Source organism: Kitasatospora sp. NPDC059408, from assembly GCF_042751525.1.
GTDB lineage: Bacteria > Actinomycetota > Actinomycetes > Streptomycetales > Streptomycetaceae > Kitasatospora.
The window spans coordinates 1-12840 of record NZ_JBHYWI010000012.1 but is presented as its reverse complement, the minus strand read 5'-3'; the positions used below and the strand labels follow the sequence as shown (position 1 = coordinate 12840).

The following is a 12840-nucleotide window of genomic DNA, read 5'->3' as shown; positions in this document are numbered from 1 at the left end:
CTGTTAAGACCCTGCTTCGAAAGGGTTTTCCAGGGATTACGAACGAGCCAGACCGGCTCGACATAGATACGTGTTAGGTACTCGCGAGTAGGTGCTCACGAACCGGGGGAACGCCCCCGAAGACGGCCGGCGCGAAGGCTCAGCCGACGATGGCGCGCAGGTCGGCCGCCAGCCGGGGCAGCGCCGCATCGGCGCTCCGGCGGCCCGACACGACCTCGAACGCCGACTCGCTGAACGCGAGGCTCAGCTGCTGGTACTGCGGCACGCTTGGGCGCGCCCCCGCCGCCAGGATCGCCGTGCGCAGCACCGGCAGGTACGGGAAGCGGGCCGTCAGCTCCGGATCCGTGTAGAGGTCCGCCCGTACGGGCGGCAGTCCGCCGTCGGTCAGGACGCGGGACTGCGCGCGGCGGCTCGTCAGGTAGCCGATGAGCGCCCGCGCGGTGCGCTGGTGCCGGGAGAAGCGGCTGACCGCCAGCCCCGACCCGCCCAGCACGCCGCTGCCCGGCCCGTGCGGCCCCGGCAGCGGCACCACGCCGAACCGCCCCGCCACCGGCGAGCCGGCCGTGGCGACCTCGTGGTAGACGTACGGCCAGTTCCGCAGGAAGAGCAGGCCGCCGCGCTCGAACGCCGCGCGGGACTCCTCCTCCTGGTAGCCGAGCACCTCGGGCGGGATCCACCGGTCGCGCACGCCCCCGGCCAGGAACTCCAGCCCGGCCCGGGCCTGCGGGCTGTCCACCACGACCGAGCCGTCGCCCGCCAGCAGGTCCCCGCCCGCCGAGCGGATGGCCTCCAGCGCGTTGACGGCCAGTCCCTCGTACGGGCTCAACTGGCCCGCGTACCCGCCCAGTCCGTGCGCGGGCGCCAGCGTCCTGGCCTGCCGCGCCAGTTCGTCCCACGTCGTGGGCGGCTGCTCGCCTGCGGCGGCGAGCACGTCGCTGCGGTAGTACAGCAGGGCGGCGTTGGCGACGAACGGCACCGCGTACAGCCGCCCGTCGTACCGCCCGGTGCCGACGACCGGCGGCAGGAGGCCGTCCAGCGCGAACTCCGCCTCGTCCAGCGCCGCCGTCCAGCGGCGGGCCGCGAACTCGGCCGTCCACACGACGTCGATGTTGAGCACGTCGAAACGGCTGCCGCCGGCCGACAGCTCCCCGGCCAGCTGGGCGTGCACCTCGTCCGCCGCCGCCGGCAGCTCGACCAGCTCGGCCGGCTGGTCCGGGTGCTCGGCGTTCCAGTCGGCCAGCAGCCCGCCCAGGTAGTGCGTGGTGTCCCGGCCGGTGGCCAGCGTGACCGGCCCGACGCCCTGCGGATCGCCCGCCGCGTGCGAGCGCCCGGCCAGGCCGTACCAGGCGGACGCGCCCCCGGCCGCGAGCACCGCCGCCCCGCCCACCAGCGCGCGCGTCACGCGACGGCGGCCCGCGTGGGGCCCGGTGGGCGGCCGGTCTGCCATGGAGCTCCTTCATCGGGTCGGCGCGGGTGGGGCGCCGACGCACGTCCCTTTATACGGCCTCCCTGCTCAACGGCGCCCACCTGCCCGTACTGTGTGACCGAGGTGTAACCAGCGACGACGGAAGACCAAGGAAGAGGTGACGCCCGGTGCGCCATCAGCTGCTGGCGCTGCTGGCCCGGCAGCCCGCCTACGGGTACGAGCTCAAGCAGGGGCTTGAGCAGACCTTCGGCGCGGCGTACCCTCAGCCGAACATCGGCCAGATCTACGTGACCCTGAGCCGACTGGAGAAGTCCGGACTGATCCGCGGCACCGAGGTGACGCAGGAGGGCAGACCGGACAAGAAGGTCTACGAGATCACCGAGAAGGGCACCGCGGAACTCGCCGGCTGGTTCGAGGCCCCCACCGAAGGGCCGAGGGTCAGGGACGAGTTCTTCATGAAGCTGATCCTCGCCGAAGGCACCGACCTCGCCGACCGGCTGACGCTGATCAACAACCAGCGCCGGCACTGCATCAACACGATGCGCGGACTCAACAAACTGGCCGCCACCGAACGCGGCAACCGGACCTCGCTACTGCTGATCGAGGGCGCCGTCCTGCACCTGCAGGCCGACCTCGACTGGCTGGAGCGTTGCCAGGAGGAACTCACGTGAGCGGCTCGGAGCCGATACCGCCGCTGCTGGCCGCCGACGCCCTGGTGCGCTCGCACCTGAGCGGCTCGACCCTGATACCCGCCGTCCGCGGCATCAGCCTGCGGATCGACCGGGGCGAGTTCGTCGCCGTCACCGGCCCCTCCGGCGCCGGCAAGTCCACCCTGCTGCACCTCCTCGCCGGCCTGCTGCGCCCCGACGAGGGCGAGCTGCGGCTCGACGGCCGCCGGGTCGACGCGTTGCGCGAGGCCGCCTGGGCCCGCCTGCGCCGGCGCCACTACGGCATCGTCTTCCAGAGCGGCAACCTCCTCTCCGACTTCTCCGTCGCCGACAACATCGAACTGACCGCCGTCCTCGCCGGCCTGCCCGCCCGCACCGCCCGCGAACGCCGCCAGGAACTCCTGGAGGAGCTCGGCCTCGCCCACAAGGCCGCCGCCGGGCCCGGCGAACTCTCCGGCGGCGAACGCCAGCGCGTCGCCCTGGCCCGCGCCCTGGTCAACCGGCCCGACCTGCTCCTCGCCGACGAGCCCACCGGCAACCTCGACAGCCGCAGCACCCGCGACGTCCTCGCCCTGCTCACCCGCTACCACGAGCAGGGCACCACGATCGTGCTCGTCACCCACGACGCCCGGGCCGCCAGCACCGCCGACCGCGTCGTCAGCCTCTTCGACGGCCGGATCGCCGACGACGCCCGGGTCGAGGAGCCCCCGGCCGCGCGGCGCGGCGCCATCGGGGTCCGCGACATCATCGACTTCGGCGGCTGAGCCGGTGCGCGCCCTCCTCCGCTGGATCCGCGCCGACCTGCGCTCGCACCGCGTCCACGCCCTGCTCGTCGTCCTCGCCACCGGCGGCACCGCCGCGGCCCTCCTGCTCGCCGGAGCCCTGCTCGGCGCCGCCGCCGACCCGTGGCAGCGCCAGTTCCAGGCCGCCGGATCGCCCGACGTCCGGATCGACCTGCGGCCGTCCGCGACCGCCCAGGCCGCCCAGGCCGCCGGGGCCGTCGGGGCCGCCGGGGCCGCCGGGGCCGAGAGCGCCCAGGCCGGGGGCGACGAACCGTCCGCCGCCCTGCTCGCGCGCGAACCCGGCGTCGTCGCCGTCTCACCGCCCCAGCACACGGCCGAGACCACCCTCGTCGGCCGCCGCCCCGACGGCGCCGCCACCGCGGGCCCCACCGACCGCACCACGCTCGTGCTGCGCGGCGACACCCCGGACGCGCCCCGCCCGCTGCTGCGCTCCGGCAGCTGGCTCGACCCGTCCGACAGCCACGGCATCGTGCTCGAACAGTCCGCGGCCGACGCCGCCTGGGCCCGCCCCGGGGACCGCCTGACCGTCCTCGACGGCCACGGCGGCCCGGTCGAACTGCGCGTCCTCGGCATCGCCGACAGCCCCGACCAACTGCCCAGCCAGGCCGCCGGCTACGACCTCGGCTGGACCCTGCCCGCCACCCTCGACCTCGTCCAGCCGGACCGGGCGGCCCAGGGCCTCACCCTCGGACTGCGCCTCGCCCACCCCTCCGACGCCGCCTACACCGCCCAGCGGGCGGTCAGCCTCCTCGGCGCCGACCGGGTCTCCCGGATCACCACCTGGCTCGACGCCCGCGACGCGCGGCAGCAGGACGACCGGCTCGCCGGACTCCTGCTCGGGCTCTGCGGCCTGGCCGCGCTGCTCTCCGCCGCCCTCGCGGTGGCCGGCGCGGCCGGCGGCCGGATCCGCACCAGGACCGGCGACATCGCCCTGCTCAAGGCGCTCGGCTTCACCGCCGGCCAGGTCGCCTGGATGTTCATCGCCGAACAATTGCTCCTGGCCGGCACCGGCGTCCTGCTCGGCGCGGGCGGCGCCGCGATCGCCGCGCGCGCCGTCCCGGCCCTCGGCGGCGGGACGGACGTCCTCCACCGGCTCGTCCCCGGCGGCACCGCCGCCACCGTCGGCGTCATGGCCGCCGCGCTCGTCGCCGTCGGGGCCGCCGCCGCCCTGCCCGCCCTGCGCGCCGCCCGGGTCGCCCCCGTCCCGCCGACCGACGGCACCCGACCGCCCGCCATGACGGCCCGCCCGGTCCGCCTCGGCCCGCTGCGGCGGCTGCCGCCCGCCCTCGTCCTCGGCCTCGGCGGCGTGCTGCGCCGGCGCTCCGGCCTGGTCGTCAGCGCGGTCCGGCTCACCGTCCCGGTCGTCGCCGCCACCCTGGCCCTGAGCACCTGGGCCACGCTCGACGCCGTCACCCGGCCCGACGGCGGCGTCACCGCCCCGTCCGTCACGGCCCGCCGGGCCAGCCCCGAACGGACGCCGGACGACGCTGGGCTCGCCGCCGCCCTGGCCGCCGACCCCGCCGTCCGCGGCGCCTACCCCGGCAGCGAGATGCAGGCCCTCGCGCCCGGCCAGTCCGCGACGCTCACCCTGCGCGCCGTCGGCACCACCGACGCGCCCTACCCGTACGCCGTCGTCGAGGGCCGGGCGATCCGCGCGACCGACGAGGCCGTCGCCGGCCAGGGCGCCCTCGACCTGCTCGGCGCCAAGGTCGGCCAGTGGGTGCGCGTCACCACCGGCGGCACCCCGCGCATCCTGCACGTCGTCGGGCGCGACCTCGAACCCGAGCACGGCGGCCGCGTCCTTTCCACCGGCTTCGACACCCTCGACCGGCCCGGAGACCCCACCCGCCCCGACTTCTGGCAGCTCGCGCTGCGCCCCGGCCACGACCCGGCCGAGGTCCAGCGCGACCTCCCCGCCCGCGCCGGACTCGCCGGGCAGGTCGAGCTGCGCCTCCCGGCCGGACCGGTCACCCGGCCCGGCGCGCTGCGGGCCAGCGTGGTCGGGCTGCTGCTCCTGCTCGCCCTCATCTGCCTGGTGGAACTGCTCACCACGGCGGCGGCGGGTTTCCACGAGCGGCGCCGCGACCTCGGCCTGCTGCGGGCGCTCGGCCTGACCCCGGGCCAGTCCGCCGTCGTGCTGGCCGTCCGCGGCACGGCCATCGCCCTGCCCACGGTCGCCGCCGGGGCGGCCGCCGGCATCCCGCTCGTCCGGTGGCTGATCGACCGCCAGGGCGAGCTGGGCGGCATCGGCGCGGGCATCGCGCGCGCCCCGTCGCTCTGGACGGTCCTCGCCCTGGCCGCCCTCGGCGCCGCGACGGCGGCCGTCCTCTCCGCCCTCCCGGTCCTGCGCGCCCGCCCGTCCACCCGGACCCCGGACGTCCCCGGCACATAGCTCAGGGGAGGATGGGCACCGCGTGTGAGTCTTGAGAGGGGACAACGGTGCAACTGCCCGCCGACGTCGGCGCCGAGATCGACGACCTGTGCCGGGAGGGCGACGCCCTCGCCGGGATGGGCGAGCTCGACGAAGCCAAGCAGCGCTACCTCGAAGCGCTGCGGCTGTTGCCCGGCGATCCCCGGCAGTGGGCGGCCTCGACCTGGATCTACGTCGCGATCGGGGACGTCCACTTCCGGACCAGGGTGTACGACAAGTCGCACAAATGCTTCCACAACGCCGTCCAGTGCCCCGGAGGACTCGGGAACCCCTACGTCCACCTGCGCCTGGGCCAGACCGCGTTCGAGCTGGGCGACCACGACCGGGCCGCGGACGAGCTGACCAGGGCGTACATGGGAGGCGGGCCGGAGATCTTCGCGGAGGACGCCCCCGAGTACCTCGCGTTCCTGCGGACGCGCGCCGACCTGAACGACGGCGCCTGAGCCCGCCGGGGCGTTCAGGGCCGGCGGCCGCGGAACGTCCGGCGCAGGTCGTCCACCCAGGCGTCGGGGTTCTCCCAGGGGATGAAGTGGCCGCCGTGGTCATGGGCGTTGACGTTGACGTGGTTGAACCAGGCGGCCTGCGGGCCGGTTTCGAACGCCCGGACGCGCTCGTCCGCGGTGTGGACGCCCGGCGGGTTCTCGTGCGTGACGAAGGTGAGGCCGACCGGGGCCTCCACAGCCGGGGCGCGGTCGTGGGCGGGGGACCACGGGTAGCGGTTGGCGTTGGCGTAGTAACGCATCGACGTGGCGATGGAGTTGTTCACCCAGAAGATCGTGGCGTGCGTGAGCAGGTCGTCCCTGCTGAAGACGGACTCGACGTCGCCGCCGTTGTCGCTCCAGGCGTTCCACCGCTCCAGCAGCCAGGCGAGCAGCCCGGCGGGCGAGTCGCTCAGCCCGTGGGCCAGGGTGGCACCGTCGAGCACGTGGACGGCGAGGTGCGACGCCCAGCGGTGGTCCAGCTCGACGATGCGCGCGCGGACGTCGGCGGGCTGGTCGTCGGTGAGGGGCCGGTTCCGGGCGAAGTCCCAGGCACGGGGACCGTTGAAGAAGTCGAGCGGCAGGCCGGAGCCGATGTGGATGCCGTACAGCTCGTCGGCGTACTTGTGGCCGAGCTGGCTGGAGACGAGCGCGCCGATGTCGCAGCCCGCGGCGGCGTACCTCCCGTACCCCAGGGTCCCGGTCATCAGGGTGTGCCAGAGGTCGGCGACCTTCCAGAAGTTGACGTCCGGAAAGCCGGTGAGCGGCCCGGGGAAGCCGAAGCCGGGCAGGGACGGCACGATGACGTCGAACGCGTCGGCCGGGTCCCCGCCGAAGGCCGCCGGGTCGGCGAGCGGCCCGATCACCTTCGACCAGTGCCAGAACGTCCACGGCCAGCCGTGGGTGAGGATCAGCGGGACCGGGCGCGGGCCGCGGCCGGCCTTGCGCAGGAAGTGCACCGGGACGCCGGAGACCTTCGCCACGTAGTGCTCGTGGGCGTTGATCGCGGCCTCGGCCCTGCGCCAGTCGTAGCCGTCCCGCCAGTGGGCGACCAGCTCACGGAGGTAGCCGGCCGGGACGCCGTAGGACCAGTCCTCGTTGCCCTCGTCCACCGGCGGCCGGGTCGAGGCGAGGCGGGCGCGGAGGTCGGCGAGGACCTCGTCGGGCACGTGGACCGGGGTGGGCTCCAGCGGGAAGGCGGGCGTGGTCATGGCGTGGCTCCTTCCGGGGTGGGCAGGGCCGACGCTACCGCGTTCCCGCCGGGCCGCGCGGTTCTCGCGGGGGGCGAGGCGGCAACGGCCCGCGGAAGCCGACCCGGTGACGGTACCTCAGCCGCACCAGTTCGATCACCGCGGTGACCGTCACCGCGACCGGCCCGGCCAGCAGTCCGGCCACCGAGGCCGCGTCGTGCGTCGACGTGTGCTTGGTGTCGACCAGCGTGACGTGCCCGAGCAGGGTGAGCCAGACCAGCAGCACCGCGACCAACGGCCGCACCAGCGGGTGACCGCCCACGGCGAAGGAGTTGCGGTGCATCAGGTACACTGACGGGAGGGTGAACGCCGGCAGCCAGATCGCCACCAGCAGGTTCAGCCCGACCGTGTTGCCGATGTACGCGTTGGCATCGGACTTCATCATCACCAGGAACGCCGCGAACGTGGCCACACCGGTGAACACCGGCCGGGCCACCAGGCGCGCCACCCGCCGCCTGGTGCCGCTCCGGGCCAGCAGCACCAGCGGCACGCAGGCGAGCAGCAGCGCGGCCGGCCCGCTGACCAGCATCACGATGCTGTCCCCGAACGAGTCGAGGAACAGCTCGTTGGCGGAGGCGCCGTTCGCCACCCGCACGACGAAGAGGACCAGGCCGAGGCCGAGCAGCGCCCGGGCCAGCATGAGCCGCTCCACCAGCGGGTCGAGCGTCTGCGCCACCAGCTGCGTGACCACCGGCTGCAGCATCGGATCCAGCAGCTCCGCCCCCGCCAGCGCCGCGACCCCGGAGGCCGACATCCGCATCATCCGGTAGGGCCCGTACAGCCGGCTCGCCAGCCGCCAGGGCAGGACCACGTCGAGCACCCAGTCCCGCGGTGGCCGCCGCGGCACCGGCGGCTGCCAGTAGGGCGGCCGCTCGTACCCGGCCGCGAGGCCGCCCGGCGGCACGGACGTGATCATGGACGGCCCCCCGTGGTCGTCGGAACGCTTCGCACGTCGAAGCGCTGAAACCGTGCCAGCTCACTGGGGCGGTGCGCAATCCTATTTGCCGTCCTTTCGCCGTGCGATGGCGGCCGGGGTGACGGGGGTGAAGAAGTTGACGAGGTTCCCGTCGGGGTCGCGGAGCAGCAGCGACCGGTTGCCCCACGGCATGGTGGTGGGCCCGGCGACGAAGTCGGTGACGAAGGAGGTCAGCTTCTCGTGGACGAGGTCCACGTCGTCGACCAGGAACTCGGTGATCACACTGTCGTTGGCCGCCGGCCGGGCGGAGCCCGGGGCGAACAGCGGGACGGTGCGGGTGCCGGCGATCGCGAGGGTCGCGCCCCCGACGGCGATCTCGGCGAAGTCCTCGGTGGCCCACGCCGCCCGGGCCCCGGTGGCCCGCTCGTAGAAGTCGACGAGGCGTGCGACGTCGGCGGTGATGATGCGGATCGAGACGAATTCCATGGCGGGCTCCTCGGCCGTTCGGAAGGTGTGCACGAGGTGTGCACGGGTTCGTACGTCGCAGGCTAGGAGAAATAGGGGACAGAATCGGTCCACTATTCGCGTTAGGCTGCGAACATGCCCCGACCCACCGGCCGTGTCCTCACACTCCTGGAGCTGCTGCAGTCGGGCGGCACCCGCACCGTGGCCGAACTCGCCGAGCGGCTCGGCGTCCAGGGGCGCACCGTGCGGCGGTACGTGGACCAGCTGATCGACCTGGACGTGCCCGTGGAATCGGTGCGCGGCCGCTACGGCGGGTACCGGCTCGCCGCCGGCTACCGCCTGCCTCCGCTGATGCTCAACGACGACGAGGCACTGGCCGTGCTGCTCGGCCTGGTCGCCGGCCGTCGAACGGGCCTGGCGGCGGCGGAGCGCACGGCGGGCGAGACGGCGGCGGCGAAGATCCGGCGGGTGCTGCCGAAGCACGTCGCCCGCCGGCTCGACACGCTCATGGAAGCCCTCGCCTTCACGGACCGGCCCGGAGAGTTCGACACCCCGGACGCCGAGGTCCTGCTCACCGTCGCCGACGCCGTGCGCCACCACCGGCCGCTCTCGATCCGCTACACCGGCCGCGACGGACGCCGCAGCGACCGCACGCTCCACGCGTACGGGATCGTCGCCCACGCGGGCCGCTGGTACGTCACCGGCCAGGACGCCCGGCTCGGCGAGGACCGGACCTTCCGGCTCGACCGCATCGCGGACGCCAGGCCCCTGCCCGGCTCGTTCGAGCCGCCCGAGGGCCCCGATCCGGCCCAGCGGGTGCTGTCGGCCTTCGCCACGGCCGACTACCGGCACGAGGTGACCGTGCGGATCCACGGAACGGTCGAGCAGATCCGCGCCCACCTCCCCGCCGCCGTCGCGATCCTGGAAGAGGACGTGGAGGAGGAGACGGCCGAGTGCTGGCGGCGCGTCGAGCTGCGGGTGGAGCACCTCGACTGGCTCCCGGCGGTCCTCGCCGCCCTCGACCGCCCCTTCGTCATCGACCGCCCCGCCGAACTGCGCGACCTCGTCCTCGCCCTGGCCGAGCGCCTCACGTCCCACGCCCGCCGAGCCTGACCGCCCGCCCCGGTCGGGTGGGTTCGCCGTGGCTGCGGTGCACGAAGCCTGCCGGGACGGCCTTCATGCCCCCGCAGGACCCTGATCGTCCTGCTCTTGCGCCTGCGCCCAGGTGGCCGCCCATTCGCCGAGCGGCCGGAGGGCGTCGCCGAGCTCCGCCCCCAGCCGAGTGAGCTCGTAGCCATCGGCCGCGGGGGCGATGATCCCGCCTGACGAGAGTTCGCGAAGTCGCTGGTAGAGGACGCTGGACGACATGCCTGCGCACCGTGCCAGCAGCGCCCGCGCACCGAGCGGACCGGCCCGCAGCTCCCAGATGATGCGCAGCGCCCACCGACGGCCGAAGAGGTCCATCGCGGCCATGATCGGACGGCCGGTCGTCGATCCACGAACCGGTGTTCCTGGGCGCGGTGTCGGCATGGTCCTCCTTGTGTTTCGTTATCAGAAACACTAGCATCCACCGCGTGTTTCTGATTTAGAAACAATCTCAAGGGGGCACCCAATGACCGCAACAGGAACCGGAACACCGACCGCGACCGGCATACGCCTGCACGCACCGGCCCCGGGCTGGTCGATCGACGCGGACGTCGTGGTCGTCGGCTCCGGCGTGGCGGGCCTCACCGCCGCCCTCCGCTGCACGGCAGCCGGCCTGCGCACCGTCGTCGTCACCAAGGCCCGCCTGGACGACGGCTCCACCCGCTGGGCCCAGGGCGGCATCGCGGCCGCGCTCGGCGAGGGCGACTCCCCTCAGCAGCACCTGGCCGACACGCTGGTCGCGGGGGCCGGACTCTGCGACGAGAGCGCGGTCCGCGCCCTGGTCACCGAGGGTCCCGACGCGGTACGCCGCCTCATCGCCGCCGGCGCCCACTTCGACACCTCGCCCGGGGGTGACCTCCAGCTCACCCGTGAGGGCGGCCACCATCGCCGCCGCATCGTCCACGCGGGCGGCGACGCCTCGGGCGCGGAAGTCTCCCGCGCCCTGGTCGAAGCGGTCCGTGCCGCAGTGGTCCGGACGATCGAGAACGCCCTGGTCCTGGACCTGCTGACGGACGCCGAAGGCCGTACGGCCGGCGTCACCCTGCACGTCATGGGCGAGGGCCGGCACGACGGCGTCGGCGCGGTCCGCGCCCCGGCCGTCGTCCTCGCGACGGGCGGCATCGGCCAGGTCTTCTCCGCGACGACCAACCCCTCGGTCTCCACCGGAGACGGCGTGGCACTCGCCCTGCGCGCCGGAGCCGACATCGCCGACCTCGAATTCGTCCAGTTCCACCCGACGGTCCTCTACCTGGGGCCGGGCGCGGGGGGCCAGCAGCCCCTGGTGTCCGAGGCGGTACGGGGCGAGGGCGCCCACCTGGTCGACGCGACGGGCACCCGGTTCATGCTCGGGCAGCACGAACTGGCCGAACTCGCGCCCCGCGACATCGTCGCCAAGGCCATCACCCGCCAGATGCAGCTCCACGGCACCGAGCACGTGTACCTGGACGCCCGCCACTTCGGCGCCGAGATGTGGGAGACCCGCTTCCCCACGATCCTCGCCGTCTGCCGCAGCCACGGCATCGACCCGGTCACGGAGCCGATTCCCGTCTTTCCGGCCGCCCACCACGCCTCGGGTGGCATACGGACCGACCTGCGCGGCCGCACCACGGTCCCCGGCCTCTACGCCTGCGGCGAGGTCGCGTGCACCGGGGTCCACGGCGCCAACCGCCTCGCCTCCAACTCCCTCCTTGAAGGCCTGGTCTTCGCGGAACGCATCGCGGACGACATCACGGCGACCGCGCGCGAGCACACCGACCCGGTGATCCCCGAGGGCACCACGCTCCCGCTCCTGGCCCCCGAGATCCGCCTCGCGATCCAGCGGATCATGACGAGGGGCGCCGGAGTGATCCGCTCCGCGGCGAGCCTCGCCGAGGCGGCCGCGCACCTCGAAGCGATCAGGGCGGACGCGGACGCCGAGGCCCCCGACGGCCGCGAGGCGGCCGTCCCCGGCGTCGAGGCCTGGGAGGCGACGAACCTCCTGTGCGTGGCCCGCGCCCTGGTCGCCGCGGCCCGACTCCGCGAGGAGACCCGCGGCTGCCACTGGCGCGAGGACCACCCGGACCGCGAAGACGCCGACTGGCGCCGCCACTTGGTCGTCCGGCTGCAGTCGGACCGCTCGCTCGCGGTCCACGCCACGGACACCACGGAATTCCCCCCTACCCTTCCTCCCCTTCTCCAGGAGGTATGACCGTGAGCACCCCTGACCTCCCCCTCCTCCCGGCCGACGGCCGCGGTGACGGCTGTGGCTGTGGCTGCGGCGAGGCAGGCGGCCTCGACCCCGCCCTCGCCCGGCTCCTCAAGGACGCAGGCCTGGACCCGGTCGAGGCCGAGGACATCGCGCGCACGGCACTCGCGGAGGACCTGGCCGGGAGCGTGGACGTCACCACGGTCGCCACGGTCCCCGAAGAGGCCGTGGCGACAGGCGACTTCACCACGCGCGAGGCGGGCACCGTCGCCGGGATCCACATCGCCGAAGCAGTGCTCTCGGTGGTCTGCACGGACACCTTCGAGGTCGAGCGCCACGTCGAGGACGGCGACCGCGTCGAGGCGGGCCGGAAACTCCTCTCGGTCACCGCCCGCACCCGCGACCTGCTCACCGCCGAGCGCAGCGCCCTCAACCTCCTCTGCCGCCTCTCGGGCATCGCGACGGCCACCAGCGCCTGGGCGGACGCCGTCGAAGGCACCAGGGCCAAGGTCCGCGACACCCGCAAGACGACCCCGGGCCTGCGCTCCCTGGAGAAGTACGCGGTCCGCTGCGGCGGCGGCGTCAACCACCGCATGTCCCTCTCGGACGCGGCCCTGGTCAAGGACAACCACGTGGTGGCGGCGGGAGGCGTGGCCGAGGCCTTCACGCTCGTCCGCGAAAGCTTCCCCGGCGTCGCGATCGAGGTGGAGGTCGACACCCTCACCCAGCTCGCCGAAGTCCTGGAGGCCGGAGCGGACTTGATCCTCCTGGACAACTTCACCCCGGCGGAGACGGCCGAGGCGGTGGCCCTGGTCGACGGCCGGGCGATGCTGGAGTCCTCCGGCCGCCTGACCCTCGACACGGCCCGCGCGTACGCCGAGGCGGGTGTCGACTACCTCTCGGTCGGAGCCCTGACGCACTCCTCGCCGATCCTCGACATCGGCCTGGACCTCCGACACGACCGGCAGCACCGGCTCGTACGCACGAGTACCACCGCACGTTCGGCTCCGGGTCGTACCTGAGCGGGGGAAAGCCGGACCGCCCGGGCGCCGGCTCGGGGGAGTCGGCGCC

Annotated in this window: 12 protein-coding genes; 7 read left to right on the top strand and 5 right to left on the bottom strand. The window is 74.3% G+C overall.

The annotated features are described in order from the left end of the window. Positions 1–139 precede the first annotated feature (139 nt). Positions 140–1447 carry an ABC transporter substrate-binding protein gene (locus ACFXDE_RS10720; RefSeq protein ID WP_380492905.1) on the bottom strand — a complete coding sequence of 436 codons (1308 nt, stop codon included), beginning with the start codon at positions 1445–1447 and terminating at the stop codon, positions 140–142. 146 nt (positions 1448–1593) lie between these two features. On the opposite strand from ACFXDE_RS10720, the gene ACFXDE_RS10715 reads away from it, so the two are divergent. Genes ACFXDE_RS10715 through ACFXDE_RS10700 form a run of 4 tightly spaced genes read left to right on the top strand, consistent with a single transcriptional unit; the run spans position 1594 to position 5771 of the window. After that, the gene (locus ACFXDE_RS10715) at positions 1594–2097 is read left to right on the top strand and encodes a PadR family transcriptional regulator (protein WP_359970602.1); all 504 of its coding nucleotides are present in this window, start codon (positions 1594–1596) and stop codon (positions 2095–2097) included. Continuing rightward, a complete protein-coding gene (locus ACFXDE_RS10710) occupies positions 2094–2858 on the top strand; it encodes an ABC transporter ATP-binding protein (protein WP_380492903.1) in 765 nt (254 codons plus the stop codon). Before ACFXDE_RS10715 ends, ACFXDE_RS10710 begins: the two co-directional genes overlap by 4 nt. A 4-nt stretch (positions 2859–2862) precedes the next feature. Beyond that, on the top strand, positions 2863–5289 hold the full coding sequence (locus tag ACFXDE_RS10705) for an FtsX-like permease family protein (RefSeq protein WP_380492901.1): 2427 nt from the start codon (positions 2863–2865) through the stop codon (positions 5287–5289). Between the two features lie 47 nt (positions 5290–5336). Continuing rightward, positions 5337–5771 carry a tetratricopeptide repeat protein gene (locus tag ACFXDE_RS10700; protein ID WP_380492899.1) on the top strand — a complete coding sequence of 145 codons (435 nt, stop codon included), beginning with the start codon at positions 5337–5339 and terminating at the stop codon, positions 5769–5771. 14 nt (positions 5772–5785) lie between these two features. Here the strand turns inward: ACFXDE_RS10700 and ACFXDE_RS10695 are convergent, their stop codons facing one another. The 3 genes from ACFXDE_RS10695 to ACFXDE_RS10685 all read right to left on the bottom strand — a co-directional run bounded on the left by ACFXDE_RS10695 (position 5786) and on the right by ACFXDE_RS10685 (position 8459). Continuing rightward, the gene (locus tag ACFXDE_RS10695; protein ID WP_380492898.1) at positions 5786–7018 is read right to left on the bottom strand and encodes an epoxide hydrolase family protein; all 1233 of its coding nucleotides are present in this window, start codon (positions 7016–7018) and stop codon (positions 5786–5788) included. 34 nt (positions 7019–7052) lie between these two features. Beyond that, positions 7053–7973: a hypothetical protein gene (locus tag ACFXDE_RS10690; RefSeq protein WP_380492896.1), complete on the bottom strand. Its 921-nt coding sequence runs from the start codon at positions 7971–7973 to the stop codon at positions 7053–7055. A gap of 81 nt (positions 7974–8054) precedes the next feature. Further along, positions 8055–8459, bottom strand: a complete 405-nt coding sequence (locus tag ACFXDE_RS10685) for a VOC family protein (protein ID WP_380446605.1) — start codon at positions 8457–8459, stop codon at positions 8055–8057. Positions 8460–8573: 114 nt separating this feature from the next. On the opposite strand from ACFXDE_RS10685, the gene ACFXDE_RS10680 reads away from it, so the two are divergent. Continuing rightward, complete coding sequence (locus tag ACFXDE_RS10680) at positions 8574–9551, top strand: helix-turn-helix transcriptional regulator (protein ID WP_380492893.1); 978 nt, start codon at positions 8574–8576, stop codon at positions 9549–9551. 63 nt (positions 9552–9614) lie between these two features. On the opposite strand, the gene ACFXDE_RS10675 is transcribed toward ACFXDE_RS10680, so the two are convergent. Further along, positions 9615–9911, bottom strand: a complete 297-nt coding sequence (locus tag ACFXDE_RS10675) for a winged helix-turn-helix transcriptional regulator (RefSeq protein WP_380493102.1) — start codon at positions 9909–9911, stop codon at positions 9615–9617. Between the two features lie 139 nt (positions 9912–10050). On the opposite strand from ACFXDE_RS10675, the gene ACFXDE_RS10670 reads away from it, so the two are divergent. Continuing rightward, positions 10051–11772: an L-aspartate oxidase gene (locus ACFXDE_RS10670; RefSeq protein ID WP_380492891.1), complete on the top strand. Its 1722-nt coding sequence runs from the start codon at positions 10051–10053 to the stop codon at positions 11770–11772. 2 nt (positions 11773–11774) lie between these two features. Continuing rightward, positions 11775–12791, top strand: a complete 1017-nt coding sequence (gene nadC, locus ACFXDE_RS10665; RefSeq protein ID WP_380492889.1) for a carboxylating nicotinate-nucleotide diphosphorylase — start codon at positions 11775–11777, stop codon at positions 12789–12791. Positions 12792–12840: the final 49 nt, after the last annotated feature.